Annotated in this window: 29 protein-coding genes; 19 read left to right on the top strand and 10 right to left on the bottom strand. The window is 74.7% G+C overall.

Annotated elements, in window-relative coordinates; translation table 11 throughout:
• Positions 1-29 precede the first annotated feature (29 nt).
• Positions 30-1,631, bottom strand: coding sequence for an oxidoreductase (locus AB0469_RS13080; protein ID WP_366451402.1), 1,602 nt, complete (start codon positions 1,629-1,631; stop codon positions 30-32).
• Between the two features lie 122 nt (positions 1,632-1,753).
• Here AB0469_RS13080 and hisD point away from each other — a divergent pair, with 122 nt between their 5' ends.
• From hisD to hisF, 8 genes are read left to right on the top strand one after another with little or no spacing between them, the layout of a single operon-like run.
• Positions 1,754-3,076: a histidinol dehydrogenase gene (gene hisD, locus AB0469_RS13075; protein WP_366451401.1), complete on the top strand. Its 1,323-nt coding sequence runs from the start codon at positions 1,754-1,756 to the stop codon at positions 3,074-3,076.
• On the top strand, positions 3,073-4,188 hold the full coding sequence (locus AB0469_RS13070; protein WP_366451400.1) for a histidinol-phosphate transaminase: 1,116 nt from the start codon (positions 3,073-3,075) through the stop codon (positions 4,186-4,188). The genes hisD and AB0469_RS13070 overlap by 4 nt, the downstream gene beginning before the upstream one ends.
• On the top strand, positions 4,185-4,778 hold the full coding sequence (gene hisB / locus AB0469_RS13065) for an imidazoleglycerol-phosphate dehydratase HisB (protein WP_366451399.1): 594 nt from the start codon (positions 4,185-4,187) through the stop codon (positions 4,776-4,778). Before AB0469_RS13070 ends, hisB begins: the two co-directional genes overlap by 4 nt.
• A gap of 2 nt (positions 4,779-4,780) precedes the next feature.
• Entirely contained in the window at positions 4,781-4,948 is a 168-nt protein-coding gene (locus AB0469_RS13060; RefSeq protein ID WP_042818653.1) for a hypothetical protein, read from the top strand.
• Positions 4,945-5,586 (top strand): imidazole glycerol phosphate synthase subunit HisH, encoded by a 642-nt coding sequence (gene hisH, locus AB0469_RS13055; protein WP_366451398.1) that lies wholly within the window; start codon positions 4,945-4,947, stop codon positions 5,584-5,586. The genes AB0469_RS13060 and hisH overlap by 4 nt, the downstream gene beginning before the upstream one ends.
• Complete coding sequence (gene priA / locus AB0469_RS13050) at positions 5,586-6,317, top strand: bifunctional 1-(5-phosphoribosyl)-5-((5-phosphoribosylamino)methylideneamino)imidazole-4-carboxamide isomerase/phosphoribosylanthranilate isomerase PriA (protein WP_366451397.1); 732 nt, start codon at positions 5,586-5,588, stop codon at positions 6,315-6,317. Before hisH ends, priA begins: the two co-directional genes overlap by 1 nt.
• Positions 6,314-6,712, top strand: a complete 399-nt coding sequence (locus tag AB0469_RS13045) for a RidA family protein (protein WP_366451396.1) — start codon at positions 6,314-6,316, stop codon at positions 6,710-6,712. Before priA ends, AB0469_RS13045 begins: the two co-directional genes overlap by 4 nt.
• Entirely contained in the window at positions 6,709-7,464 is a 756-nt protein-coding gene (hisF, locus tag AB0469_RS13040; RefSeq protein ID WP_366451395.1) for an imidazole glycerol phosphate synthase subunit HisF, read from the top strand. Before AB0469_RS13045 ends, hisF begins: the two co-directional genes overlap by 4 nt.
• 65 nt (positions 7,465-7,529) lie before the next feature.
• Here the strand turns inward: hisF and AB0469_RS13035 are convergent, their stop codons facing one another.
• Positions 7,530-7,964, bottom strand: a complete 435-nt coding sequence (locus AB0469_RS13035) for a hypothetical protein (RefSeq protein WP_366451394.1) — start codon at positions 7,962-7,964, stop codon at positions 7,530-7,532.
• A 182-nt stretch (positions 7,965-8,146) separates the two neighbouring features.
• A complete protein-coding gene (locus AB0469_RS13030; protein WP_366451393.1) occupies positions 8,147-8,779 on the bottom strand; it encodes a TIGR03085 family metal-binding protein in 633 nt (210 codons plus the stop codon).
• A gap of 84 nt (positions 8,780-8,863) precedes the next feature.
• Here AB0469_RS13030 and hisI point away from each other — a divergent pair, with 84 nt between their 5' ends.
• The 11 genes from hisI (at position 8,864) to lgt (ending at position 18,013) form a co-directional block, all read left to right on the top strand.
• Complete coding sequence (gene hisI / locus AB0469_RS13025) at positions 8,864-9,229, top strand: phosphoribosyl-AMP cyclohydrolase (protein WP_366451392.1); 366 nt, start codon at positions 8,864-8,866, stop codon at positions 9,227-9,229.
• A gap of 19 nt (positions 9,230-9,248) precedes the next feature.
• Positions 9,249-10,772 carry an anthranilate synthase component I gene (locus tag AB0469_RS13020; RefSeq protein ID WP_366451390.1) on the top strand — a complete coding sequence of 508 codons (1,524 nt, stop codon included), beginning with the start codon at positions 9,249-9,251 and terminating at the stop codon, positions 10,770-10,772.
• 14 nt (positions 10,773-10,786) lie between these two features.
• A complete protein-coding gene (locus AB0469_RS13015; RefSeq protein WP_366451389.1) occupies positions 10,787-11,422 on the top strand; it encodes a TIGR02234 family membrane protein in 636 nt (211 codons plus the stop codon).
• A gap of 155 nt (positions 11,423-11,577) precedes the next feature.
• A complete protein-coding gene (locus AB0469_RS13010) occupies positions 11,578-11,829 on the top strand; it encodes an HGxxPAAW family protein (protein ID WP_366451388.1) in 252 nt (83 codons plus the stop codon).
• A 53-nt stretch (positions 11,830-11,882) separates the two neighbouring features.
• Positions 11,883-12,401: a DUF2752 domain-containing protein gene (locus tag AB0469_RS13005; protein WP_366451386.1), complete on the top strand. Its 519-nt coding sequence runs from the start codon at positions 11,883-11,885 to the stop codon at positions 12,399-12,401.
• 182 nt (positions 12,402-12,583) lie between these two features.
• Positions 12,584-13,393, top strand: coding sequence for an indole-3-glycerol phosphate synthase TrpC (trpC, locus tag AB0469_RS13000; protein ID WP_045950211.1), 810 nt, complete (start codon positions 12,584-12,586; stop codon positions 13,391-13,393).
• 8 nt (positions 13,394-13,401) lie between these two features.
• Entirely contained in the window at positions 13,402-13,611 is a 210-nt protein-coding gene (locus AB0469_RS12995) for a tryptophan synthase subunit(beta) (RefSeq protein ID WP_366451385.1), read from the top strand.
• Between the two features lie 205 nt (positions 13,612-13,816).
• Positions 13,817-15,070: a tryptophan synthase subunit beta gene (trpB, locus tag AB0469_RS12990; protein ID WP_366451384.1), complete on the top strand. Its 1,254-nt coding sequence runs from the start codon at positions 13,817-13,819 to the stop codon at positions 15,068-15,070.
• Complete coding sequence (trpA, locus tag AB0469_RS12985; protein ID WP_366451383.1) at positions 15,067-15,885, top strand: tryptophan synthase subunit alpha; 819 nt, start codon at positions 15,067-15,069, stop codon at positions 15,883-15,885. Before trpB ends, trpA begins: the two co-directional genes overlap by 4 nt.
• 95 nt (positions 15,886-15,980) lie before the next feature.
• Complete coding sequence (locus AB0469_RS12980) at positions 15,981-16,922, top strand: thioredoxin domain-containing protein (RefSeq protein WP_366451382.1); 942 nt, start codon at positions 15,981-15,983, stop codon at positions 16,920-16,922.
• 89 nt (positions 16,923-17,011) lie between these two features.
• Entirely contained in the window at positions 17,012-18,013 is a 1,002-nt protein-coding gene (lgt, locus tag AB0469_RS12975; protein WP_366451381.1) for a prolipoprotein diacylglyceryl transferase, read from the top strand.
• A 195-nt stretch (positions 18,014-18,208) separates the two neighbouring features.
• Here the strand turns inward: lgt and AB0469_RS12970 are convergent, their stop codons facing one another.
• The 7 genes from AB0469_RS12970 to AB0469_RS12940 all read right to left on the bottom strand — a co-directional run bounded on the left by AB0469_RS12970 (position 18,209) and on the right by AB0469_RS12940 (position 26,554).
• Entirely contained in the window at positions 18,209-19,018 is an 810-nt protein-coding gene (locus AB0469_RS12970; RefSeq protein WP_366451380.1) for a CoA ester lyase, read from the bottom strand.
• Entirely contained in the window at positions 19,015-20,250 is a 1,236-nt protein-coding gene (locus AB0469_RS12965; RefSeq protein WP_366451379.1) for a CoA transferase, read from the bottom strand. Before AB0469_RS12965 ends, AB0469_RS12970 begins: the two co-directional genes overlap by 4 nt.
• Entirely contained in the window at positions 20,247-21,191 is a 945-nt protein-coding gene (rbsK, locus tag AB0469_RS12960; protein WP_366451378.1) for a ribokinase, read from the bottom strand. Before rbsK ends, AB0469_RS12965 begins: the two co-directional genes overlap by 4 nt.
• Positions 21,188-22,891: an ADP-ribosylglycohydrolase family protein gene (locus AB0469_RS12955; RefSeq protein ID WP_366451377.1), complete on the bottom strand. Its 1,704-nt coding sequence runs from the start codon at positions 22,889-22,891 to the stop codon at positions 21,188-21,190. The genes rbsK and AB0469_RS12955 overlap by 4 nt, the downstream gene beginning before the upstream one ends.
• Positions 22,888-24,033, bottom strand: coding sequence for an ADP-ribosylglycohydrolase family protein (locus AB0469_RS12950; protein ID WP_366451375.1), 1,146 nt, complete (start codon positions 24,031-24,033; stop codon positions 22,888-22,890). The genes AB0469_RS12955 and AB0469_RS12950 overlap by 4 nt, the downstream gene beginning before the upstream one ends.
• A gap of 8 nt (positions 24,034-24,041) precedes the next feature.
• Positions 24,042-25,172 carry an ADP-ribosylglycohydrolase family protein gene (locus AB0469_RS12945; protein WP_366451374.1) on the bottom strand — a complete coding sequence of 377 codons (1,131 nt, stop codon included), beginning with the start codon at positions 25,170-25,172 and terminating at the stop codon, positions 24,042-24,044.
• Positions 25,173-25,567: 395 nt separating this feature from the next.
• Positions 25,568-26,554: an ADP-ribosylglycohydrolase family protein gene (locus AB0469_RS12940; protein WP_366451373.1), complete on the bottom strand. Its 987-nt coding sequence runs from the start codon at positions 26,552-26,554 to the stop codon at positions 25,568-25,570.
• Positions 26,555-26,613 lie beyond the last annotated feature (59 nt).

The following is a 26,613-nucleotide window of genomic DNA, read 5'->3' as shown; positions in this document are numbered from 1 at the left end:
ACAGGGTAGTGGCCGCGGAGGCCGGGCCGTCACCCCCGGCGCAGCAGCCGTGACGCTCCCGCGGCCGCCGTCGTGGCCAGGATCCACCCCAGCAGGACCAGCGCCGCCGACGCCCACTGCCAGACCCCCTCCGCCTTCCACTGGCCCTCCTGGCCCAGGTCGATCACCGGCAGCAGGAGGTCGAGCGCGTACAGGGCCGCGTTCCAGGCGGGGTGCTCGTCCGCCTTGAGCGGCTCCGGGCGGTGCCGCAGGAACAGCAGGGTGCCCGCCGCCCACAGGACCGCCATCCACAGCGCCGCCCGCCCCGGCCGGTACCCGTAGAGCACCGTCCAGTCCTGGAGGTGGCCCCACGCCCGTCCCGCGGGCGACAGCGTGGCCCGACGCCTGCGCTCCTTGGCCAGCAGCACCTCGCGGGCGTCCGCGTCCTCCCCGCGGGCCCGCAGGACGGCGGCCAGCCGCTCGTACGGCTCCGGCGAGTAGTCCGGGCCGGCCGCCGCGGCCCACTCCAGCCGGCGCGCCAGCGGGAAGTGCCCCCGGGGCGCGAGCGTCTCGTAGACGAAGCCCTCCATGGACAGCCGGCCCGGGCCGGGCCAGCTCGTCGAGCGGTCCACCAGCCGCACCACCTTCGCCCCGGACAGCACCACCCGGCCCTGCTCCGGCGCCTCCCCGACGAAGCGCAGCTCCGGCGTCTGGATCCGCCGCAGCGAGACCTCCTGCTCAGGCCCGAGCTCGAAGCGGGCGGCGTAGAAGTCGACGGAGTCCCCGAACCGGCCGTCGTCCAGCCGCAGCCCGCCCCGGCACTCGAACGGCCGCGTCGGCACGCCCCGGGTGGGGGTCCGGCTCCAGTCGTACGGGCGGGACGGGTCCCCGGTGGCGGGCCCCAGGGCGGCGGAGGTCAGGTAGAGGGTGCGCTCGACCGTGAGGGTGGGGGCGTTCAGGGCGCGCCGGCCGTACGGGTTGCGCAGCCGCGCCCCGCGCAGGCTCATCGAGGCGCCGACCCGGGCCCCGCGCAGGCTGACCTCCCCGTTCGTCTCCAGGAGGTCGGCCTGGAAGTCCTGCGCCACCACCAGCCCGTCGGCGGCGATCGCCCGCCCCCGCCCGTCCCGCTGCACGACGGAGCTGCCGAGCAGCAGGTCGGTGCCGATCTGCGCGTCGGTGAGCCGGATCCCCCGTGCCACCCGGCAGCGCGCCAGGTGCAGGTCGCCCTCCGTGTGCAGCCGGGCCGCCTCCAGGCGCGGGACCGCGCAGTTGTCGAGCCGCAGGGTGCCGAAGCGGGTCTCCGACAGTTGGATCTCCTGGTCGAAGCGGCAGGAGCGGATCTCCACGTACGGGGCGACCGTGCCGCCGGACAGGTCCAGCCGGCCGGTGATCTGCGCACCGCGCAGCTTCAGGCAGCCGACCCGGCCGGGCACCGGCGCGGGCCCGGCGAGCAGCAGATGGGCCACCACCTGCGCCCGGACCCGCCGCTCGGGACCCCAGGGCCCGCCCGCGTGCGGATCGTCCCGTTCGGCGGAGCGGGGCCCCAGGTCGCAGACGGCCCCCGCGCGGAAGGTCTCCCACATGTGCCGCTCCGGCCCGGTGAGGTCGTCCGGACGCCCGTCCGCGTACGCCTGCGCCTGCGCCCCTGCCATGGCAGCCCCCCGCCGTCGGTTGCGTGTAGGGGAACGCTAGAGGGGGCCTGTGACATCCGGGGCGTGTATCAGCCAGTGATACGGGCGGACGGCGGTGGGAGACGGTCTGAGAGAATTGGGGGGTGATCTCTCGTATCGACCTGCGCGGTGACGCCCTCCCCGAGGGTGGCGCCCTGCGCGATCTGCTGCCCCGTGCCGAGTTCGACGTGGAAGCCGCCCTGGAGAAGGTGCGGCCCATCTGCGAGGACGTCCATCATCGTGGCACGGCGGCGCTGATCGAGTACGCGCGGAAGTTCGACGGCGTCGAGCTCACGCAGGTCCGGGTACCCGCGCAGGCCCTCACGGCCGCCCTGGAACAGCTGGACCCGGCCGTCCGCGCCGCCCTGGAGGAGTCCATCCGGCGCGCCCGGATCGTCCACCGCAACCAGCGCCGCTCCGAGCACACCACCCAGGTGGTCCCCGGCGGCACCGTGACCGAGAAGTGGGTTCCGGTCGAGCGCGTCGGCCTGTACGCGCCCGGCGGCCGCTCCGTGTACCCCTCCTCCGTCGTCATGAACGTCGTCCCCGCCCAGGAGGCCGGCGTCGAGTCCATCGCGCTCGCCTCCCCGCCGCAGAAGGAGTTCGGCGGCCTGCCGCACCCGACCATCCTCGCGGCCTGCGCGCTGCTCGGCGTGGACGAGGTGTACGCCGCCGGCGGCGCGGTCGCCGTCGCGATGTTCGCGTACGGCACCGAGGAGTGCCTGCCGGTCAACATGGTCACCGGCCCCGGCAACATCTGGGTCGCCGCCGCCAAGCGCTACTTCACCGGGAAGATCGGCATCGACACCGAGGCCGGCCCGACCGAGATCGCCGTCCTCGCCGACTCCACGGCCGACCCGGTGCACGTCGCCGCCGACCTGATCAGCCAGGCCGAGCACGACCCGCTCGCCGCCGCCGTGCTCGTCACGGACTCCGAGGAGCTCGCGGCCGCCGTCGAGAAGGAGCTGGAGCCCCAGGTCGCGGCCACCAAGCACGTCGAGGACCGGATCAAGCCGGCCCTCGCCGGCAAGCAGTCCGCGATCGTCCTGGTCGACGACCTGGAAGCGGGCCTCAAGGTCGTCGACGCCTACGGCGCCGAGCACCTGGAGATCCAGACGGCCGACGCCGCGGCACGGGCCGCCCGCGTCCGCAACGCCGGCGCGGTCTTCGTCGGCCCCTGGGCGCCGGTCTCCCTCGGCGACTACTGCGCCGGCTCCAACCACGTCCTGCCCACCGGCGGCTGCGCCTGCCACTCCTCCGGCCTGTCCGTGCAGTCCTTCCTGCGCGGCATCCACATCGTCGACTACACCCGCGACGCGCTCGCCGAGGTCACCCACCACGTGGTCACCCTCGCCGAGGCCGAGGACCTGCCCGCGCACGGCGCCGCCCTGAAGGCCCGCTTCGGATGGAAGGTCCCCGGCCAGTGAGCACCACCCCCGGCATCGACGACCTCCCCATCCGCGACGAGCTCCGCGGCAAGACCCCCTACGGTGCCCCCCAGCTGGACGTCCCCGTCCAGCTGAACACCAACGAGAACCCCTACGAGCTCCCCGAACCCCTCGTGCGGCGCATCGCCGAACGCGTCACCGAGGCCGCCCGCACCCTCAACCGCTACCCCGACCGGGACGCGGTCGAGCTGCGCACCGAGCTCGCCAGGTACCTCACCCGCACCGGAAAGCACCCGGTCGCCATGGAGAACGTCTGGGCCGCCAACGGCTCCAACGAGGTCCTCCAGCAGCTGCTCCAGACCTTCGGCGGCCCGGGGCGCACGGCGATCGGCTTCGAGCCCTCGTACTCGATGCACGCCCTGATCGCCCGCGGTACCGGCACCGGCTGGATCTCCGGCCCCCGCCGGGAGGACTTCACCATCGACGTGGAGGCCGCCGAGCAGGCCATCGCGGAGAACGCCCCCGACGTCGTCTTCATCACCTCGCCCAACAACCCCACGGGGACCGCGGTCGAGGCGGAGACGGTCCTCGCCCTCTACGACGCCGCCCAGGCGGCCAAGCCGTCCCTGGTGGTCGTGGACGAGGCGTACGTCGAGTTCAGCCACCGCGACTCCCTCCTCCCGCTGATCGAGGGCCGCCCCCACCTGGTGGTCTCCCGGACCATGTCCAAGGCCTTCGGCGCCGCCGGCCTGCGCCTGGGCTACCTCGCCGCGCACCCCGCCGTGGTCGACGCCGTCCAGCTGGTGCGCCTGCCGTACCACCTGTCCGCCGTCACCCAGGCGACCGCGCTGGCCGCCCTGGAGCACACCGACACCCTGCTCGGCTACGTCGAGCAGCTCAAGTCCGAGCGGGACCGCCTCGTTGACGAGCTGCGGGCCCTCGGCTACGAGGTCACCGAGTCCGACGCGAACTTCATCCAGTTCGGGAAGTTCGAGGACTCCCACACCGCCTGGCAGAAGATCCTCGACCAGGGCGTCCTGGTCCGGGACAACGGCGTACCGGGCCGGCTGCGGGTCACCGCGGGCACCCCGGCCGAGAACGACGCGTTCCTGGAAGCGGTTCGCGCACTGAAGAAGGAGCAGCAGGCATGAGCCGCATCGGACGGGTCGAGCGCACCACGAAGGAGACCTCGGTCCTCGTCGAGATAAACCTCGACGGCACCGGGCAGGTCGACGTCTCGACGGGCGTCGGCTTCTACGACCACATGCTCGACCAGCTCGGCCGCCACGGCCTCTTCGACCTCACGGTCAAGACGGACGGCGACCTGCACATCGACAGCCACCACACGATCGAGGACACCGCCCTCGCGCTCGGCGCCGCCTTCAGGCAGGCCCTCGGCGACAAGGTCGGCATCTACCGCTTCGGCAACTGCACCGTGCCGCTGGACGAGTCCCTCGCCCAGGTCACCGTGGACCTCTCCGGCCGCCCCTACCTCGTGCACACCGAGCCCGAGAACATGGCGCCGATGATCGGCGAGTACGACACGACGATGACCCGGCACATCCTGGAGTCCTTCGTCGCGCAGGCCCAGATCGCCCTGCACGTCCACGTCCCGTACGGCCGCAACGCCCACCACATCGTGGAGTGCCAGTTCAAGGCCCTGGCCCGCGCCCTGCGCTACGCCGCCGAGTTCGACCCGCGCGCGGCCGGCATCCTGCCCTCCACGAAGGGCGCCCTCTAGACGTGAACGGCCTCAACACCGTCCTGATCGTCCTCGGCCTGTTCCTGGCCGGGGGCGTCTACTCCTTCCAGAAGCAGAAGATGCCCAAGTCGGTCGTCATCCTGCTGGCCCTCGGCTCCGCGATGTGCCTGGCCGCGGGGATCCTGCGAATCCAGGGGATTTGGGAATGAGCGCAACCAAGAACGTCGTGGTCTTCGACTACGGCTTCGGCAACGTCCGCTCCGCCGAGCGCGCCCTCGCGCGCGTCGGCGCGGACGTCGAGATCACCCGCGACTACGACAAGGCCATGGACGCCGACGGCCTCCTCGTGCCCGGCGTGGGCGCCTACTCCGCCTGCATGCAGGGGCTCAAGGACGCCCGCGGCGACTGGATCATCGGCCGCCGGCTGTCCGGCGGGCGCCCCGTCATGGGCATCTGCGTCGGCATGCAGATCCTCTTCGAGCGCGGCATCGAGCACGGCGTGGAGACCGAGGGCCTGGACGAGTGGCCCGGCACGGTCGGCCCGCTGAAGGCCCCCGTCGTCCCCCACATGGGCTGGAACACCGTCGAGGCGCCCGCCGACAGCCAGGCCTTCGCCGGCCTGGACGCCGACGCCCGCTTCTACTTCGTCCACTCCTACGCGGCCCACGACTGGACCCTGGAGGTCACCAACCCCAGGATCAGGGGCCCCAAGGTCACCTGGGCCACGCACGGCGAGCGCTTCGTCGCGGCGGTGGAGAACGGGGCCCTGTGGGCCACCCAGTTCCACCCCGAGAAGTCCGGCGACGCCGGCGCCCAGCTCCTCACCAACTGGATCGAGACCCTGTGATGACCGCACCCACGCTCGAACTCCTCCCCGCGGTCGACGTCCGCGACGGCCAGGCCGTGCGGCTCGTGCACGGCGTGTCCGGCAGCGAGACCTCCTACGGCTCCCCGCTGGAGGCGGCCCTCGCCTGGCAGGCCTCCGGCGCCGAGTGGCTGCACCTCGTCGACCTGGACGCCGCCTTCGGCACCGGCGACAACCGCGCCCTGGTCGCCGAGATCACCCGCGCCATGGACATCAAGGTCGAGCTGTCCGGCGGCATCCGCGACGACGCCACGCTCGCCGCGGCCCTCGCCACCGGCTGCACCCGCGTCAACCTCGGCACCGCAGCCCTGGAGACCCCCGAGTGGGCCGCCAAGGCCATCGCCGAGCACGGCGACAGGATCGCGATCGGCCTGGACGTGCGCGGCACCACCCTCAAGGGCCGCGGCTGGACCAGCGAGGGCGGCGACCTCTACGAGACCCTCGCCCGCCTCGACTCCGAGGGCTGCGCCCGCTACGTCGTCACCGACATCGGCAAGGACGGCACCCTCAGCGGCCCCAACCTGGAGCTGCTGAAGAACGTGTGCGCGGCCACCGACCGGCCCGTCGTGGCCTCCGGCGGCGTCTCCTCCCTGGACGACCTGCGGGCCCTGTCCGGGCTCGTCCCCCTGGGCGTCGAGGGCGCCATCGTCGGCAAGGCCCTGTACGCCAAGGCCTTCACCCTGGAAGAGGCGCTGGAGGCGGTCCGCGCATGAGTGGCATCCGTCGCATCTCCTCCGGCGGCGCCTACGAGGACGTCATCGGCTACTCCCGCGCCGTCGCCCTCCCCAACGGCCTGGTCCTGGTCTCCGGCTGCACGGCCGCCGGGGTCGACGGCCCGTACGACCAGACCATGACCGCCTTCGGGGTGGCCTTCAAGGCCCTCGCGGAGGCCGGTCTCGGCCCCGAGCACGTCGTCCGCACCCGGATGTACCTCACCCACGCCCGGGACGTCGACGAGGTGGGCCGCGCCCACAAGACCCTCTTCGACGCCGTGCGCCCCGCAGCGTCCATGATCATCGTCAGTGGCTTCGTCGACCCGAGCATGGTCGTCGAGGTGGAGGTCGAGGCGTTCAAGGAGCCCATCGCTTCGGAAGGAGGGGCGGCATGAGCCTCGCCGTACGCGTGATCCCCTGCCTGGACGTGGACAACGGCCGCGTCGTCAAGGGCGTCAACTTCCAGAACCTGCGCGACGCCGGCGACCCGGTGGAGATGGCCAGGCTCTACGACGCCGAGGGCGCCGACGAGCTGACCTTCCTCGACATCACCGCCTCCTCCGGCAACCGGGAGACCACGTACGACGTGGTGCGCCGGACCGCCGAGCAGGTCTTCATCCCGCTCACGGTCGGCGGCGGCGTGCGCACCGCCGAGGACGTGGACAAGCTGCTGCGGGCCGGTGCGGACAAGGTGGGCGTGAACACGGCCGCCATCGACCGCCCCGAGCTGATCCGGGAGATCGCCGAGCGTTTCGGCCGCCAGGTGCTGGTGCTGTCGGTCGACGCCCGCCGTACCGGGTCGGGCTCCTTCGAGGTCACCACCCACGGCGGGCGCCGGGGGACCGGCATCGACGCCGTCGAGTGGGCGCACCGCGCGGCCGAGCTGGGCGCCGGGGAGATCCTGCTGAACTCCATGGACGCCGACGGCACCAAGGACGGCTACGACACCGAGATGATCGCCGCCGTCCGCAAGCACGTCACCGTCCCGGTGATCGCCTCCGGCGGGGCCGGCAGGCTGGAGCACTTCCCGCCCGCCATCGCGGCGGGCGCCGACGCGGTGCTCGCGGCGTCGGTGTTCCACTTCGGCGACCTGCGGATCTCCGAGGTCAAGGCGACCCTGCGCGAGGCGGGCCACCCGGTCCGCTGACCGCCGCACCGGCCGGGGACGCGGGGGATCGCCCCGGGTCCCCGGCCGGGCCGGCGCCGCTGCGGTTAGCGGAAGTCGTCGGCGGAGTCCGAGCCGTCCTGCTGCTCGTGCTCCTGCTGCTCCGGCTTCTGCTGCTTGTCCGCCTGCTGCTGCTCCGGCTTGCGCGCCTGCTGGAAGACCACGGAGGTGGCGTGGAAGTCGCCGGCGCTCTCACCCGGCTGGAGGGTGGCGACCGGCTCGCCGCCGCACTCGTCCTCCGCGAACAGCAGGGCCACCGAGTCGGTCTCGTTCACCGCTTCCACGACGTTGGACGCGGCGGACGGCAGGGCGTGGCATTTGTCCGCGCCCATGTCCTTGATCTGGCCGTTCTTCTCGGCGTTGCTCTGGTCGACGTACACGTAGTTGAGGGCCTTGCCGTCGTCGGCGAACGCCTGGGCTCCGGCGGGGAGGACCAGCGCGAGGGCTCCGGCGAGGGCGGCGGCGGTGGTGCGAAGACGCATGGGGGCTTCCGTTCTTTCCACGGGGGACGACACCGAACCGGTCGGCATCCGTGACGGAGCGTAGGGACGGGGAGGGGCGCGGAAACCTTTCCCCCCGGGGCGCCATGCCCGTTTTCACCGGCCCGGCGGTACCGCGCTCCGCTGTGCGGGCGCGGTAGCGCCGTGGAGTGGGCCGGGGGTCCTCAGATGCCGAGCTGGGCCGTCGTCAGGCGGGAGACGGCTTCCTTCCCGCCTTCGAGGTCCACCTGGGCGGCGGCCTGGCGACCGAAGCAGAACAGCGTCAGCTCGCCCGGCTCGCCCGTCACCGTCACCACCGGCGCGCCCTTGCGCGCCACCGCCGTCCGCCCGTCCGGGCGGCGCAGCACCAGGCCCACCGGCGAGCGGCGGCCGGTCAGGCGGGCCAGCTTCTCCAGCCGGGACCAGAGGGCGTCCGAGAAGACCGGGTCCAGCTCCCGGGGCGACCAGTCCGGCTGGGCCCGGCGGACGTCCTCGGCGTGCACGTAGAACTCCACCGCGTTCGCCGCCTCGTCGACCTGCTTGAGGGCGTACGGGGACAGTTTCGGCGGGCCGGTGCGGATCAGCTGGACCAGCTCCTCGTACGGCTTCGCCGCGTACTCGGCCATCGTCCGGTCGAGGCGGTCCTTGAGGACCTTCAGCACCAGGCCGCCCGCCGCGTCCGGCCGGCGCTCGCGGACCACCACGTGCGCGGCCAGCTCCCGGCAGGTCCAGCCTTCGCACAGCGTCGGGGCCTGCGGCCCGGCGGCCTCCAACAGGTCGGCCAGGAGCAGGCGTTCGCGCTTCGCATGGGTAGACATGTCCGCCAGCCTACGGCCGGAACCCGCCCCGCGGCTGCCCATCAGGCGGACGGAGATCCATAACGGGTGCCGCGGCGCGGCACAATGGGGCCCATGAGTACGTCCCCCCTCGACCCCGCCGTCGCCGCCCGCCTCAAGCGTTCCCCCGACGGCCTGGTCCCGGCCATCGCCCAGCAGTACGACACCGGCGAGGTGCTCATGCTCGGCTGGATGGACGACGAGGCCCTGCACCGCACCCTCACCACCGGCCGCTGCACCTACTGGTCCCGCAGTCGCCGGGAGTACTGGGTCAAGGGCGACACCTCCGGCCACTACCAGCACGTCAAGTCCGTCGCCCTCGACTGTGACGCCGACACCCTGCTCGTCAGGGTCGACCAGGTCGGGGCCGCCTGCCACACCGGCGCGCGGACCTGCTTCGACGCCGATGTCCTGCTCAGCGACGCCGACTAGCCAGTTAGGGTCCCACCCCATGGATCTCGAGACCTTCCGCAAGCTCGCGGCCGACCGCCGTGTCATCCCCGTCAGCCGCCGGCTGCTCGCCGACGGGGACACCCCGGTCGGGCTCTACCGGAAGCTGGCCGCGGAACGCCCCGGTACCTTCCTGCTGGAGTCCGCCGAGAACGGCCGCTCCTGGTCCCGCTACTCCTTCGTCGGCGTGCGCAGCGACTCCACCCTCACCGTCAGGGACGGGCAGGCCCACTGGATCGGCACCCCGCCCGTGGGCGTTCCCGTCGACGGCGACCCCCTCGAAGCCCTGCGCGCCACCGTCGAGGCCCTGCACACTCCCCCTACGCCCAGCGGCGTGGAAGGTGCCCCCGCGCGCGACCCGGCGGGCGGCATGCCGCCCTTCACCGGCGGCATGGTCGGCTACCTCGGCTACGACATCGTCCGCCGCCTGGAGCGCATCGGCGAGCACACCGTGGACGACCTGGACCTCCCCGAGCTGACCATGCTGCTCACCTCCGACCTGGCGGTCCTCGACCACTGGGACGGCACGGTCCAGCTCATCGCCAACGCGATCAACCACAACGACCTCGACACGGGCGTGGACGAGGCGTACGCCGACGCCGTGGCCCGGCTCGACGCGATGGAGGCCGACCTCGCGCGTCCCGCCCCCTACGCGCCCGCCGCGCTGCCCGAGTCCGAGCTGCCGCCCTTCGACGCCCTGTGGGGCGGAGAGAAGTACCAGGCCGCGGTGGAGGACGTGAAGGAGCGCATCCGGGCCGGAGAGGCCTTCCAGGTGGTGCCCTCGCAGCGGTTCGAGACCCCCTGCGAGGCCTCCGCGCTGGACGTCTACCGCGTCCTGCGGGCCACCAACCCGTCGCCGTACATGTACCTCTTCCGCTTCGAGAACGGCTTCGACGTGGTCGGGTCCAGCCCGGAGGCGCTGGTGAAGGTCGAGGACGGGCGGGCCATGGTCCACCCGATCGCCGGCACCCGGCACCGCGGCGCCACCCCGCAGGAGGACAACGACCTCGCCGAGGAGCTGCTGGCCGACCCCAAGGAGCGGGCCGAGCACCTGATGCTCGTCGACCTCGGCCGCAACGACCTCGGACGGGTCTGCGAGCCGGGCTCGGTGGAGGTCGTCGACTTCATGTCGATCGAGCGGTACTCGCACGTCATGCACATCGTCTCCACCGTCACCGGGCGGGTCGCCGAGGGGAAGACCGCCTTCGACGTGCTCACCGCCTGCTTCCCGGCCGGCACCCTCTCCGGCGCGCCCAAGCCGCGCGCCATGCAGATCATCGAGGAGCTGGAGCCCTCCCGCCGGGGCCTGTACGGCGGCTGCGTCGGCTACCTCGACTTCGCCGGGGACTCCGACACGGCCATCGCCATCCGTACGGCACTGCTGCGTGACGGGACGGCGTACGTCCAGGCCGGGGCGGGCGTGGTCGCCGATTCGGTGCCCGAGCTGGAGGACCTGGAGTGCCGGAACAAGGCCGCCGCGGTGCTCCGCGCGGTGGGAGCGGCGAACCGCCTCCACCGCGGCTGAGGGCGTAGGGGATAGTGGGGTACGTGAGTGCCGTACCCCTGTCCCCGAACGCCGACGCCCCCGAGAGCGGCGCGGGCCGCCGCACGGTGGCCGTCGCCCTGCTGCTCGGCGCGCTCGGCGCCACCGTCGTCCTGCTCGCCTCCGGCCGCGTCTGGGCCAAGGGCAGCGCCGCCGTCGGGGGCGGTTCGCTCCCGCTGACCGCCGACGGGCGGGCCGTGACCGGCCTGCCGGCGGCGCTGGCCATCGTCGGCCTCGCGGCCCTGGTGGCCGTCTTCGCCGTGCGGGGCCGGAGCCGGCTGCTCGTCTCCGGGCTGCTCGCGCTGAGCGGCCTGGGCGCGGCCCTGTCGGCGGTGGCCGCCGCCGACGACCGCCGTGCGCTGGACGAGCGGGCCGCCGTGGCGACCGCCGACACCGCCGCACGGGTGGTGGAGCTCAGCCACACGGCCTGGCCGTACATCACCGCCGCGGGCGCGGCGCTGATCCTGCTCGCCGGGCTGCTGGCGCTGCGCTTCGGCCGGAGCTGGCCCGCGATGGGGGGCCGCTACGAGCGGGACGGCAGCCCCCGCAGGCGGACGCCCGCGGCGGTGGACCCCGACCGCCCCGAGGACCTGTGGAAGGCCCTGGACCGGGGCGAGGACCCGACCGGCTGAGACCACGCCGCGGGCCTGCGCCCGCGGGGGACCGCTCCCCGCGCCCGTCCCGTCCCCGGGACGGGCCACCCGCTGGGGAACGCGCACGCCGCGTGCGCGACAATGGCACCGAGCGTGCGAGACGTCACGCCCGACAGATCAACGAGGAGCAACTCATGGCGGGCACGAGCCACGGACACACCCCGGCCGCCTGGACCGGTGTCGTCATTTCCTTCATCGGTTTCTGCATCTCCGGCGCCTTCATGGTGATGGCGAACCCGGTCGGGTTCTGGGCGGGCATGGTCGTCGTCGCGCTCGGCGGTGTCGTCGGCCTCGCGATGAAGGCCGCGGGCATGGGCGCGCCGAAGCCGGCCTACCGTGACCTCGCCGAGGTCATCGCCGCCAAGCAGCTCGCCGCGAAGGCCTGAGCCTGCCCCCTGGCACACGAAAGGCGCGGCCCGGTCGGGCTGCGCCTTTCGTCATGAGCGGAGAGAATCAGCGGGTGGAAGCCTCCAGCAGTCCCCCCGGTCCGGCCGCCCCGCCGCTGCCGGGTCCGGCGCCCGTCGCGGGCCCGGCGCCCGTCCCGGGTGCCGTGCGGGCCTCCCGGGCGCGGCGCCTGGCCGCTCCGGTGCTCACCCTGGCCGGGATCGTGGCGGCCTTCGCGTACGTGGGCGCCGTGGACCCCAACGAGCCCGGCCACTACCCGGTCTGCCCGCTGTTCCGGCTGACGGGTGTCCTGTGCCCCGGCTGCGGAGGGCTGCGCAGCGCGCACGCCTTCGCGCGGGGGGACCTGGTCACGGCCCTCGGGGACAACGCCGCGGCCGTCGTCGCCTACCTGGTCTTCGCGGGCTTCACGGCGCTGTGGCTGGTGCGGGCCTTCCGCGGCGGCCCGGTGCCCCGGATCGTCCTGCGGCCGGCCTGGTGGTGGGCGCTGGGCTCCCTGCTGCTGGCTTTCACGGTCGTCCGGAACCTACCGATTGGTTCCGCTTTGGCCCCCTGACCCCTTGGGGGGCCCGCAGGGGGACTGGAGGAAGCCCATATTCCGAGTGTCCAGTCCCTGGGAAACGGCGAAGTCCGTGCGGAGGCCGTGGCGACCTGCGGATACCATTTGAGTGCTGACCTTGCAGTGGTACGTGTCCGCAAGGCGGCCGAACGTCATCGACCCGGAAGGGGGCCGCTCGCGTGAGTGTGCTCGACGAGATCATCGAAGGGGTCCGCGAAGACCTTGCCGAACGGCAGGCGCGCGTGAGCCTCGACGAGCTCAAGGAGCGTGCCGCCAAGGCGCCCCAGGCCAAGGACGGCGTCGCGGCCCTGCGCGGCGACGGCGTCAAGGTGATCTGCGAGGTCAAGCGCTCCAGCCCCTCCAAGGGCGCGCTGGCCGCGATCGCCGACCCGGCCGGGCTCGCCGCCGACTACGAGGCGGGCGGTGCGGCGGTCATCTCCGTCCTGACCGAACAGCGTCGTTTCGGCGGTTCGCTGGCCGACCTGGAGGCCGTCCGCGCCCGCGTCGACATCCCGATCCTGCGCAAGGACTTCATCGTCACGGCGTACCAGCTGTGGGAGGCCCGCGCCTACGGCGCCGACCTCGTGCTGCTGATCGTGGCGGCGCTGGACCAGGAGGCCCTCGTCTCCCTCATCGAGCGGGCCGAGTCCATCGGCCTCACCCCGCTCGTGGAGGTCCACGACGAGGAGGAGATCGAGCGGGCCGTCGCCGCCGGCGCCAAGATCATCGGCGTCAACGCGCGCAACCTCAAGGACCTCAAGGTCGACCGCTCCACCTTCGAGCGCGTCGTCGGAGAGATCCCGCCCCACATCGTGAAGGTCGCCGAGTCCGGCATCCGCGGACCCCACGACCTGATCGCCTACGCCAACGAGGGCGCGGACGCCGTCCTCGTCGGCGAGTCCCTGGTCACCGGCCGCGACCCGAAGGCGGCCGTGGCCGACCTCGTCGCCGCCGGCGCCCACCCCGCCCTGCGCCACGGCCGGAGCTGACCCCTCCCATGGCCCCTTCCCGCCCCTCCGTCCGCACCCGCCCGGGCCACGCCCCGGCCGGCGTGCCGACGGCGCACGCGCCCCTGGCGCGCGGCTGCCGCCCCCGCGGCTGCCGCGCCCCGGCCCGGCGCGTCCACGGCCGGCGGGTGCGCTACGTGATCGGCTCCGAGCCCGGTCAGGTCAACGGCATGCGATGGCGCGGCGGAGCCGCGCTGTAACGACGGCTCCGCCCGCCCGGTACCCCCGGGCGCGGCCGACCGCGTACGGCCCCGCGCCCCGGGCCTCCGGCTCCCGGCGAGGGCCGCTCCGTCCGTGCCCCCACCCCCTCCAGCGGGGTGCGCGGGCGACGGACCGACGGCGCAATACGGTGCATCCCAGCCACCCGTCGGCATCGCATCCCGCACCACGTAGGAGTAGTGGCACATGTCCACCAGCTCGTTCTTCATCCCGGACCCGGAGGGTCGCGTCCCGAACACCGAGGGCTACTTCGGCGACTTCGGCGGCAAGTTCATCCCGGAGGCCCTCGTCGCCGCCGTCGACCAGGTCGCCGTCGAGTACGAGAAGGCCAAGGAGGACCCGGCCTTCGCCGCCGAGCTCAACGACCTCATGGTCAACTACACGGGCCGCCCCAGCGCCCTGACCGAGGTCCCCCGCTTCGCCGAGCACGCCGGCGGCGCCCGGATCTTCCTCAAGCGCGAGGACCTCAACCACACCGGCTCGCACAAGATCAACAACGTGCTGGGCCAGGCCCTGCTCACCAAGCGCATGGGCAAGACCCGCGTCATCGCCGAGACCGGCGCCGGCCAGCACGGCGTCGCCACCGCCACCGCCTGCGCCCTCTTCGGCCTCGAATGCACCATCTACATGGGCGAGGTCGACACGCAGCGCCAGGCCCTGAACGTGGCCCGCATGCGGATGCTCGGCGCCGAGGTCATCGCCGTGAAGTCGGGCTCCCGGACGCTCAAGGACGCCATCAACGAGGCCTTCCGCGACTGGGTCGCCAACGTGGACCGCACCCACTACCTCTTCGGCACCGTGGCCGGCCCGCACCCCTTCCCGGCCATGGTCCGCGACTTCCACCGCGTCATCGGCGTCGAGGCCCGCCGCCAGATCCTGGAGCGCGCCGGACGCCTGCCCGACGCCGTCGCGGCCTGCGTCGGCGGCGGCTCCAACGCCATCGGCCTCTTCCACGCCTTCATCCCCGACGCGGACGTCCGCCTCGTCGGCTTCGAGCCCGCCGGGCACGGCGTGGAGACCGGCGAGCACGCGGCCACCCTGACCGCGGGCGAGCCCGGCATCCTGCACGGCTCCCGCTCCTACGTCCTCCAGGACGAGGAGGGCCAGATCACCGAGCCCTACTCCATCTCCGCCGGCCTGGACTACCCGGGCATCGGCCCCGAGCACTCCTACCTCAAGGACAGCGGCCGCGGCGAGTACCGCGCCGTCACCGACGACGCCGCCATGCAGGCCCTGCGCCTGCTGTCGCGCACCGAGGGCATCATCCCGGCCATCGAGTCGGCCCACGCCCTCGCGGGCGCCCTCGACCTGGGCAAGGAGCTGGGCCCGGACGGCCTGATCGTGGTCAACCTGTCCGGCCGCGGCGACAAGGACATGGACACGGCGGCCCGCTACTTCGGGCTGTACGACGGCACGGAGCCCGAGGGGGAGAACAAGTGAGCACCGCCGGAAACCTGCAGCTGCTGAGCGACACCCTCGCCAAGGCGAAGTCCGAGGACCGCGCCGCCCTCGTCGCCTACCTCCCGGCCGGCTTCCCGACCGTGGACGGCGGCATCGAGGCCGTCAAGGCCGTCATCGCCGGCGGCGCCGACGTGGTCGAGATCGGCCTGCCGCACAGCGACCCGGTCCTGGACGGCGCCGTCATCCAGACCGCCGACGACATCGCCCTGCGCGGCGGCGTCAAGATCGCGGACGTGATGCGCACGGTGCGCGAGGCCTTCGAGGCCACCGGGGTCCCGATCCTGGTCATGACGTACTGGAACCCCATCGACCGCTACGGCGTCGAGCGGTTCACCGCCGAGCTCGCCGCCGCCGGCGGCGCGGGCTGCATCCTGCCCGACCTGCCGGTCCAGGAGTCCGCGCTGTGGCGCGAGCACGCGGCGAAGCACGGTCTGGCGACCGTGTTCGTCGTGGCCCCCAGCAGCAAGGACGAGCGCCTGGCCACCATCACGGCGGCCGGTTCCGGTTTCGTCTACGCCGCCTCCCTCATGGGGGTCACCGGCACCCGTGAGTCGGTCGGCCAGGAGGCCCAGGAGCTGGTCCGCCGCACCCGCGCCACGACCGAGCTCCCGGTCTGCGTGGGCCTGGGCGTCTCCAACGCCGTCCAGGCCAAGCAGGTCGCGGGCTTCGCCGACGGTGTGATCGTCGGCTCGGCCTTCGTGAAGCTGCTGTTGGACGCGCCGGACCTGCCCGCGGGCCTGGAAGCCGTGCGGGCCCTGGCGGGCGACCTCGCGGAAGGCGTACGCAGGTCCTGACGCGGCACGGGCCCGGAACGGGGTTCTGTAGCCCGATCGGGTGGAATAGGGAGCGGGGAGGCACGCGAGTGCCTCCCCGCTTCGTTTGGCGGAACGTGAGCGAGAAGAACGACGGTGCGAACCGCGATGCGACGAAACGATCGGCCCGGGAGCGACTCCAGGCGGAGCGCGAGCAGCAGAAGAAGAAGGACAAGCGCAGGCGCGCCCTCCTGGTCGGCGGGGCGGTGGTCGGCGTACTCGGCCTGGCCGCCGTCGTCGGCGTGATCGCGGCCAACACCGGCAAGAGCGACAAGTCCGAGGCGGGCCCCGTCGCCGCCCCCTCGGGGGCCACGGGCAAGGACGCGCTCGCCATCCGGACGGGCAAGGACGGCGCCAAGTCCACCCTCGTCGTCTGGGAGGACTTCCGCTGCCCCGCCTGCAAGGCCTTCGAGGACAACTACCGCGACACCCTCCACGACCTGGAGAACAGGGGGCTGCTCACCGTCGAGTACCACCTGGTGACCCTGATCGACGGCAACATGCGCGGCACCGGCTCCCTGAAGGCGGCGAACGCCGCGGCGTGCGCGCAGGACGCCGGGAAGTTCGCCGAGTACCACGACGTCCTCTTCAAGAACCAGCCGCAGGAGACGGACGACGCCTACGCCAAGAACGCCCGGCTGCTGGAGCTGGCGGGCCAGGTCCAGGGGCTCGACACCCCCGAGTTCCGCTCCTGCGTGGAGCAGGGCACCCACAACAGCTGGGTGGCCAAGTCGCACGAGGCGTTCCGCACCGGAAAGTTCCGGGGCACCCCCACCATCCTGCTCGACGGCAAGGACATCTTCGGCGACCAGGCCAACCCGCTGACCCCGCAGAAGCTGAAGGAGAAGGTCGAGGCCAACGCCGGAGTGGCGGCCAAGCCGTCCGCTTCCGCTTCGCCCTCGCCCGCGGCTTCCGCTTCCGCCTCCGGGAAGTCCGGATCGGTGCCGAAGGCGGGAACGGCCGGATCCGCGGTCCCGCCCGGCTCGAAGACGGTGTCCAAGGGGACCACGGAGGACTGAGCCGCGGCGACCGCCGTGTGTGGTTTTGGTTTCAGCTTGCCGGGCGGGTTGCGGTGGCCACCGCCCGGCAGGGTAGCGTCAGCCTTGCCATGACCCTTGCTTACATCCCCAGTCCGTCGACCGGCGTGATCCATCTCGGACCGATCCCGCTCCGCGGCTACGCGTTCTGCATCATCATCGGCGTCTTCGTCGCCGTCTGGCTCGGCAACAAGCGGTGGATCGCGCGCGGCGGAAAGCCGGGCACGGTCGCGGACATCGCCGTGTGGGCGGTGCCCTTCGGCCTGGTCGGCGGTCGCCTCTACCACGTGATCACCGACTACCAGCTCTACTTCGGCGAGGGCCGGGACTGGGTCGACGCCTTCAAGATCTGGGAGGGCGGCCTCGGCATCTGGGGCGCGATCGCCCTGGGCGCGGTGGGTGCCTGGATCGGCTGTCGGCTGCGCGGCATCCCGCTGCCCGCCTGGGCCGACGCCCTCGCCCCCGGCATCGCGATCGCCCAGGCCTTCGGCCGCTGGGGCAACTGGTTCAACCAGGAGCTCTACGGCCGCCCCACCGACCTGCCGTGGGCGCTGAAGATCAGCGAGGGCCCGAACCGGGTCGCCGGCCTCTACCACCCGACCTTCCTGTACGAGTCCCTGTGGTGCCTGGGCGTCGCCGCGCTGGTCATCTGGGCCGACCGCCGCTTCCGGCTCGGGCACGGGCGGGCCTTCGCCCTGTACGTGGCCGCGTACTGCTCCGGGCGGGTCTGGATCGAGTACATGCGCGTCGACGAGGCGCACCACGTCCTGGGCGTCCGCCTGAACGTGTGGACGGCCATCGTGGTCTTCGTCCTCGCGGTCGTCTACTTCGTCCTCTCGGCGAAGCTGCGGCCGGGACGCGAGGAGGTCGTCGAGCCGGAGCCCGCCGGGGGGTCCGGGGACGCGGACGCCGCTGCGCCGGCCGGTGCGGAGGAGACGAAGCCGGAGGCTGCCTCCGACACCGCCGACGCCCCTGTGGAGCCGAAGGCCGAGAAGGCCGAGCAGGAGGCCGCCGCGGCCGAGGCGAAGCCGGTCGGGCTGACCAAGGCGGCCCCGGAAGCCGACAAGAGCTGAACGATCCCTCCGAAGGGGGCGCCGCGCACACTGCGGCGCCCCCTTCGGCGTACCGGCGTGCGGCGTGCCGCTGCGCGGGGCCGGTCCCCCACCCGCCACCGCCCGGTGCGCTCGAACGCCGCGCCGGCTCCATGGAGCCCGTCGGCGTTCGAGGCGCGGGGGTCCGGGGCGGAGCCCCTGGGGAACCCCGCGGGGTCACCGGGGGCGCTGCGCGAGCGAGAGGGTGCGGTGGGCCGCCGCCACGACCGCGGGGTCGACGAAGCGGCCGTCCGGGAGGGCGAGGGCCCCGGGAGCCGCCCGGGCCGCCGAGACGACCTCCTGCGCCGCGGTGACCTCCTCCGGCCGGGGGAGGAAGGCGCGTTCGATCACCGGCAGCTGCCGGGGGTGGATCGCCGCCCGCCCCAGGAAGCCCAGCGAACGCCCCCGCGCGCAGGAGGCGGCCAGGGCCTCCAGGTCCCGGATGTCGGGGAACACCGACTGCGCCGGCGGCGCCAGCCCGGCGGCCCGGGCGGCCACCACCACCCGCGAGCGCGGCCAGTCGAGCCCGCCCTCCGCGCACACCCCGAGGTCGGCGCAGAGGTCGGCCTCGCCCAGGGTCAGCCCCTGCAGGGACGGGTGCGCGCGGGCGATCTCGTACGCCCGTTCCACCCCCAGCGCGGACTCCAGCAGCGCGTACAGCGCCACCCCGCCCGTCCGGTCCGCGACCCGGACGATCTGCTCCGGGGCGTCGACCTTCGGAAGCCGCAGCCCCGCCAGACCGTGCAGGCGGGCCAGCGCCGTGAGGTCGGCCCCCGCCCAGGGGGAGCCCAGCGCGTTCACCCGGACGTGTACGGGCACCGGCGGGCGCTCGCCGAGCAGTTCGGCGGTGGCGGCGCGGGCGTACTCCTTGCGGGAGGCCGACACCGAGTCCTCCAGGTCCACGATGACGGCGTCCGCCCCGCAGCGCAGGGCCTTCTCCACCACCGCCGGACGGTCCCCGGGCGCGTAAAGCCAGGTCAGGATCACAACGCACCCTCCGTGCGCAGAGCGGTGATCTCGGCCGGGGTCAGGCCGAGCTCGGTGAGGACGGCTTCGGTGTCCGCGCCGTGCGGCCGGCCCGCCCAGCGGATCCCGCCGGGGGTCTCCGAGAGACGGAAGAGGACGTTCTGCATGCGCAGCGGGCCGAGCTCGGGGTCCTCGACCTCGGTGACCGTGCCCAGGGCCGCGAACTGCGGGTCGGCCATCACGTCCCGTACGTCGTAGACCAGGGCGACGGCCGCCTCGGCCTCCTCGAAGGCCGCGACCACCTCCTCCGCCTTGTGGCGGGCGATCCAGCCGCCGACGGCCCCGTCGAGGAGGTGCGTGTGGGCGGCCCGGCCGGCCCCGCTCTCGAACCAGGGCTCGTCCGCCAGCTCGGGCCGCCCGACCAGCCGGACCACCCGCTCCGCGACGGACCGGGCCGACGCGGACACCGCCAGCCAGCGGCCGTCCGCGCTGCGGTAGGTGTTGCGGGGGGCGTTGTTCGCGGAGCGGTTGCCGGTGCGGGGCTGGACGTAGCCGAGCTGGTCGTACCAGAGCGGGTGCGGGCCCAGCACGGTGAGGATCGGCTCGACGATCGCGAGGTCCACGACCTGGCCGTGCCCGGTCCGCTCCCGCCCGGCGAGCGCGGTCATCACGGCGTACGCGCAGGTCAGTGCGGCGATCGAGTCCGCGAGACCGAAGGGCGGCAGGGTCGGCGGGCCGTCCGGCTCCCCGGTGATCGCGGCGAAGCCGCTCATGGCCTCGGCGAGCGTGCCGAAGCCGGGGCGGCGGGCGTACGGGCCCTGCTGGCCGAAGGCCGTGACACGGGCCAGCACCAGCCGGGGGTTGGCCGCCGACAGCTCCGGCCAGCCCAGGCCCCACTTCTCCAGGGTGCCGGGGCGGAAGTTCTCGACGATCACGTCGGCGGTGGCGGCCAGCCGCAGCAGGGTGTCCCGGCCGCCGGGCGCGGACAGGTCGAGGGTGATCGTCCGCTTGTTCCGCCCGAGCAGCTTCCACCACAGCCCGACGCCGTCCTTGGCGGGGCCGTGCCCGCGCGAGGGGTCGGGCCGCCCGGGGTGCTCGACCTTGACCACCTCGGCCCCGAAGTCCCCGAGCAGGGTGGCGGCGAGGGGCCCGGCGAAGAGCGTGGCGAGGTCCAGCACCCGCAGCCCGGCCAGGGGCCCGCCCCCCGGCCCGGCGGCGGCCGCGGTCCCGGCGGCGGCTCCGGTCGGGGTCATGCGCCGCCCCCCGCGCCGGCGGTGCCGTCGGCCTCCGGTCCGGATCTCCCGGCCGGGGCGGCGGCGTCCGTCTCCGCGCGCGTCGGCATCGAGGACTGCGCCCCGGGCCGCTGCACCGAGAGCGACGCAGCCGCCGAGGCCCAGCGCAGCGCCTCCGGTACCGCGCGGCCCTCCCCGAGGGCCACCGCGAGCGCTCCCACGAAGGTGTCCCCGGCGGCGGTGGTGTCCACGGCCCGGACCCGGGGCGCGGGCACGGCCAGGGGCGCGCGTCCCCGGGCCGCGTACAGGCAGCCCGCCGCCCCCAGGGTGATCACCACCTCCGGCACCGCCCGCAGCAGTGCCTCGGCGGCCCGGTGCGGATCGGTGAGCCCGGTCAGGGTGGCCGCCTCGTGCTCGTTGGGGACCAGCAGGTCGGTGGCGGCGAGGAGTTCGTCCGGCAGCGGCCGCACGGGGGCCGGGGTGAGGACCGTGCGCACGCCGTGGGCGCGGGCGGCCCGGGCGCCCGCGAGGACGGCCTCCAGGGGGAGTTCGAGCTGGAGGAGCAGGGAGTCGGCGGCACCGATCCGCGACGCGTCGCCCGGCTCCAGGCCGGTGACCCGGCCGTTGGCGCCGGGGATGACGATGATGCTGTTCGCGCCCTCGTCGTCGACGGTGATGTGGGCGGTGCCGCTGGCGCCCTCGACGGTGCGCAGGGCGGCGGTCTCCACCCCCGCCCCGGCGAGGGCCTCCCGCAGCCGCACGCCGAACGCGTCCGCGCCGACCGCACCGATCATCACCACCTCCCCGCCGAGGCGGGCGGCGGCCACCGCCTGGTTGGCGCCCTTGCCGCCGGGGACGGTGCGGAACTCCCGCCCGGTGACGGTCTCCCCGGGGTTCGGGGCCTTGGACACGTAGGCGACGAGGTCCATGTTCGTACTGCCGAGCACGGCGATGGCCGTCATGGGCGGGCTGCCTCCTGGGCGGTGAGTCGGGCGAGGGTGTCGAAGCCGACGCCGTCGAAGCCGGCGACGGTGGTGGCGAGGCGGTTGCGCAGCGGCGCGGTCCACCGGTCCGGGATCCGGTCGGCGGAGCCCGCCAGCAGCCCGGCGACGGAGCCGGCGGTGGCCCCGTTGGAGTCGGTGTCCCAGCCGCCGGACACCGCGCGGCACACGGAGTGCGTGAAGTCCCCGTCGGCGTGGGTGAGGGCGGCCACGATCAGGGCGGTGTTGGGCAGGGCGTGCACCCAGTGGTAGCCGCCGTAGCGGGCGTGCAGCCGGTCCACGACCCGGTCGAAGTCTTTTTCGCCGCGCGCGGTGGAGATCCCGAAGCGGACGGCCCCGGCGAGGCGGGAACGGGGCGGTACGACGGCCAGCCCGGCCCGCAGCGCGCCGTGCACGTCGGCCCGGCCGGAGGCGGCCTCCGCGATGGCGGCGGCCGCGAAGAGGGCGGCGTGGACCCCGCCGGCGGTGTGGCTGAGGGAGGCGTCCCGCCAGGCCTGCTCGGCGGCGGCGGCCGGGTCGCCGGGGTTGGTCCAGCCGTGGACGTCGGCGCGGATGAGGGCGCCGATCCACTCGCGGAAGGGGTTGCGGTGGGTGGCGGTGACCGGGGGCTCCAGCCCGAGGAGCAGGTTGCGGTACGCGATCCGCTCGGCGGTGAAGGCCCGGCCGGCCGGGAGCTCGTCGAGCCAGAGGCGGGCGAGGTCGGCGGTGGTGAAGCCCCTGCCGTGCCGCTGGAGCAGGAGCAGCCCGAGCAGGGGGTGGTCGAGGTCGTCGTCCTCGGGGGCGCCGTCGATGTTCTCGGCGAGGGACGTGGCGGCGGAACGCCGGTTCCAGGGGTGGGCGGCGAGCAGCTCCGGGGGGACCCCGCGGGCGGTGAACCAGTCGTCGAGCGGCCAGTTCCCGGCGGCCCTGCCCAGCGCCCGGATGGCCGGCAGGGGCAGCTTCTCGACGGGCTTGCCCAGCACGCACCCCACGGCCCGCCCCAGCCACGCGGCCTCCAGCCGGGCGCACAGCGCGGGATCCACGGAGTACGGGGTGTGCGGCGGGGCGGGGGGTACCGTCCCGGGGGCGGCTTCCCCCGACACCGCCCACCGGGCCCGTGCGGGTTCCGGGCGGGTGCGCGGGGCGGCGTCGGCCGGTGCGGGCCCGACGGCATCCGGCGCCGGGGGCGCAGGGCTGGACCCCGGGGGGCCGGGGCGAGTCGTACGCGGGGGGTGGTACGGGCTGTCGGGCCGGTCCGTGCAGGAGGCCGGCCCCGGGGGCCGGGGGTCCGCCTCCGGGGACTCCGGGCCGGCGGCCCGGGGCCACGTCGCCCGGATGGCGGGCCAGGCGGTGGGCTCGTCCGCGGCGGACGGGACGGGGAGGGCCGCGAGTTCGTCCAGGAGGCGGGTCGCGAGGGCGCGCAGCTGCGGACCCGCCGGGGCGGGGGAGGCGCCGGACCGGGCGGGGGCCGGCCCGCCGCCCGCCGCCCGCCAGGCCCGCAGCTGCGGCCCGGCGTCCCGGCCGTCCTCGGCGGCCTGCCGCAGCTCGTGCCCGACCAGGTCCTCGGGCTGCGCCCAGGTCAGCCGTACGAGCTCCGCGCACGCCGGGGCCGCCCCGCCGCCGGGCGTGCCGGCGGGGGCGCCCGGCGGGACCGGTGCCGGCGGGGCGGGGGGCCTCCTCATCGGGGGGCCGCGAGCGTGGTGAAGGCCGATTCGTGGGCGCGGCGGCGGGTGCGGTCGCGGGCGAAGACCTCCCGGGCGACGGAGGCCAGTGCCGCCGCCGGGGCGTGCAGGTCCAGGCGGCTGGCCCCGGCGACCTGCGCGGCCCAGCCGGCCGGCACCGCGCCGGCCCCGCCCAGCGCCCCCGCGATCGCCCCCGCCATACCGGCGGTGGAGTCGCAGTCCCGCCCGTAGTTGACGGCGCCGAGCACCGACGCCTCGTACCCGCCGTCCGTGACCAGCAGCATCCCGAGGGCGATCGGCAGCTCCTCGATGGAGTGGAGCCGCGACGGCCGCCGGGCACCGAGCGAGGGCGCCCGGTAGTCCGGGCCGACCGAGTCGTACGGGGCCACCGCCTCGCGCAGCGGCCCGAGCGCGGACTCGACGTCCCGGTGGCGCAGGGCGACCTCCCGTACCGCCGCGATGGCCTCGCGGGTGCCGTCCTTGGCCAGGTCCAGGGCGGTGTCCACCACCGACGCGGCCGTCGCCCCCGGCAGGCAGGCCGCCGCCACGGCCGCCGCGAAGACCCCGGCCGCCTCCCGGCCGTACGAGGACTGGTGCGCCCCGGCGACGTCCAGCGCCTCGGCGTAGGCGCCCTGCGGATTGCCCGCGTTGACCAGCCCGACCGGTGCCATGTACATCGCCGCACCGCAGTTGACGATGTTGCCGGCGCCGGCCTCGCGCGGGTCGGCGTGCGCGTAGTGCAGCCGCGTCACGATCCACTTCTCCGCGAGGAACACCCGCTGGAGTGGCAGGGCCTCCGCCTCCAGTTCGGGGATCCAGCGCGGGACGGACATCAGGTCGGGGACGAGGTGCTCGGCGACCGCGTACGCGTCCAGGTGGTCCCGGACGGTCTCGTAGACCCGGACCAGCGCGTGCGTCATGAGGGTGTCGTCGGTGACGTGGCCGTCGCCCTTGTGGTACGGCGCGATGGGGCGGGCGGTGCGCCAGTCCTCGTACCAGGGGCCGACGACGCCGTGCACGCGGCCGCCGTGCCGTTCGGCGATCTGGTCGGGGGACCAGCCCTCCACCGGGCCGCCGAGGGCGTCGCCGACGGCGGCCCCGACGAGGGAGCCGGTGATCCGGTCCTCCAGTGTGAACGTCATGAGCGAGATCATTCCTTGGGTGCGGTGAGTTCCGTACGGGCGAGGAGCGCGGCGAGCTCGACCAGGTCGGTCCCGGCCAGCCGGGGCAGCGCGCAGCCGGACAGGACGCGGCAGGCCTCGCGCCAGGGGGCGGGCAGGGAGCCGCCGCCGCCGAGGGCGCCGGTGAGGGCGCCCGCGAGGGCGGGGGCGGAGTCGGCGACGCGGGAGAGGCAGGCGGCGGCCGGGACGGCCTCGACCGCCCTGCCGCGGGCGGCGGTGGCCAGGGCCAGGGCGACGGGGACGGTCTCGGCGGCGGCGATGCCGTAGCTGTAGACGTGGTCCACGATCTGGTGTTCCAGGAGCGGGACCAGGGCGAAGGCGCCTTCCCCGCCGGCGCGGGCGAGTGCGACGGCGTGCCGGGCGTTGCGGCCGATCTCGGTGGCGGCGGGCAGCTGGTGCAGGGCGGCCTCGACGGCGGTGTCGGTGTCCGCCCCGGCCAGGGCGGAGGCGACGGCGGCGGCCATGGCGCGGGCGCCGTGGACGCCGTCCCCGTCCTGGGTGTAGCGGGCGTCGAACTCGGCGAGTTCCGCGGCCGCGCGGGGGTCGCCGGGGTGGACGACGGCGAGCACGCAGGCGCGTACGCAGGCGGCGTCGTCGAAATAGTGTGGATTGTCGTGCCCGGTGGCGGGCGGGCGCAGCCCGGCGGCGAGGTTGCCCAGGCCCGCCCGTACGGAGATCCGCGCGCGCATCGGCAGCACGGCGGACTCGACCTCGGGGGCCCGTTCCGCCGCCGCGGCCACCTCGCTGGCCAGGGCGTTCCAGGCCAGGTCGATGGCGGCGCGCATGCGGCGGGACCGGGAGAGGTCGCTGAGCAGGGCGCCGGCGGCGGTGAGGACGGACTCGGCGGCGAAAGCGGCCCACTCGGCGTCGTCGGAGGGTCCGAGGCGCAGGGGTTCGGGGGGCTGGTTGAGGGCGATGGGGACGGGGAGGGTGGTGGTGGCGTTCTGCTCGGCGAAGGTGTCGAGCTCGCGGGTCAGGCGGCGGGTCCACTCGGGCATCCGGCTCGCCCGGTGCCGGGCGGCGGGCCACCCGGCGGCGTCGCCCGCGGCGAGCCCGAGGAGCAGCCCCTCGATCCGGCGGGGCGACGCCGCCTCCGGCACTCCGGCCCCGGCGCGGTCCGTACGGGCCGGCTCCGGGAGGGCGCTCGGGCCGTGGTGTGCTCCGTCGGTCGTTCCGGCCGGTTGTCCTGGTGCCGGGACGGCGGTGGCCGGCTCCGGGAGGGCGCTCGGGCCGTGGTGTGCTCCGTCGGTCGTTCCGGCCGGTTGTCCTGGTGCCGGGACGGGGGTGCCCGGCTCCGGCAGGGCTACCGGGCCGTGGCGTGCTCCGTCGGTCGTTCCGGCCGGTTGTCCTGGTGCCGGGACGGGGGTGTCCGGGCCCGGTGCGGTGGCCGCGGGGGCGGGGCCCGGCGCGGGGGCCGGGTCCGGGGCGGCCGGCGGGGCCGTCGGCGGTGGGGCGGGCCAGGGCGGGGCGGGGGGACGCGGGTCGGTCGGCGGGGTCACCGGGCGGGCTCGGATTCGGGGGTGAGGAGGTCGGCGATGTCCAGCACGTGGTAGCCGCGCATCGACGGCAGGCAGCTGCCGCGGACCGGGCCGATCGCCGAGGACCAGGCGGTGGGGATGGCCGCGGCTCCCGACAGGGCGCCGGAGAGGGCGCCCGCCACCGCCGCCGTGGTGTCGGCGTCGCGGCCCATGTTCACCGCGGTGAGCACCGAGGACGGGAAGTCGCCCGCGCAGGCGGCGAACGCGCCGAACGCCAGGCCCACCGCCTCCGGCGCCAGGTCCGTCCAGGGGTAGCCGCCGATGACCACCGCCGAGCGCACCGCCCGCTCCCCGCGCGGTGCCGCGGTGACCGCGCGGCGCAGCGAGCGGGCCGTCCAGGAGTCGGACGGGATGACCGACAGGGCCGCCGAGACGACGGACGCGGGGGAGCCCCCGGCCATCGCGGCGGCGACCCCGGCGGCGACCGCCTGGCCGCCGTAGATGCCCTCGCCGTCGTGGCTGACCGTGCCGTCGATCGCGACGAGCCGCGCCGCCTCCGCCGGGCGCCCCGCGGCGAACACCCCGAACGGGGCCGCCCGCATCGCCAGCCCGTCCGACCAGGCGTGCCGGTGCTGCGCCGAGATGGGCGCGGCCAGGCCCCGGCGGAGGTTCTCCAGCGTGCCCCGCTCGGAGAAGCCGGCCCCGCGGAACGGTCCCTCGTCGAGGTCGGCGATCCAGTGGTGCCAGGCCCGTTCGACGTGCGCGACGGTCAGCGCCGAACCGTGGCGGGCCAGCAGCAGGCCGGAGAAGATGGCGTACTCCGTGTCGTCCGTCCCCGCCGGGTCCTCCGACACGAAGCCCTCGATACGGCCCCACCGGGCCCGGATCTGCGAGGGCTTCATGTTCTCCGCGGGAGCGCCCAGCGCGTCACCCACCGCGAGGCCGAGCAGCGCGCCCCTGGCCCGCTCGAGGAGGACTTGCGGATTGCATGCGACCAGCTCCATGGCACGCCTCTCCCACGTGATGGGACCCATCATGGGCCCCTGGGGGATTTGTGCCACGC

Origin of the sequence: Streptomyces sp. NPDC093801, from assembly GCF_040701585.1 — a bacterium.
Taxonomy (GTDB): Bacteria; Actinomycetota; Actinomycetes; order Streptomycetales; family Streptomycetaceae; genus Streptomyces.
Note: the sequence above shows the minus strand (reverse complement) of the source record. Positions and strands in the feature narration are given on the sequence as shown.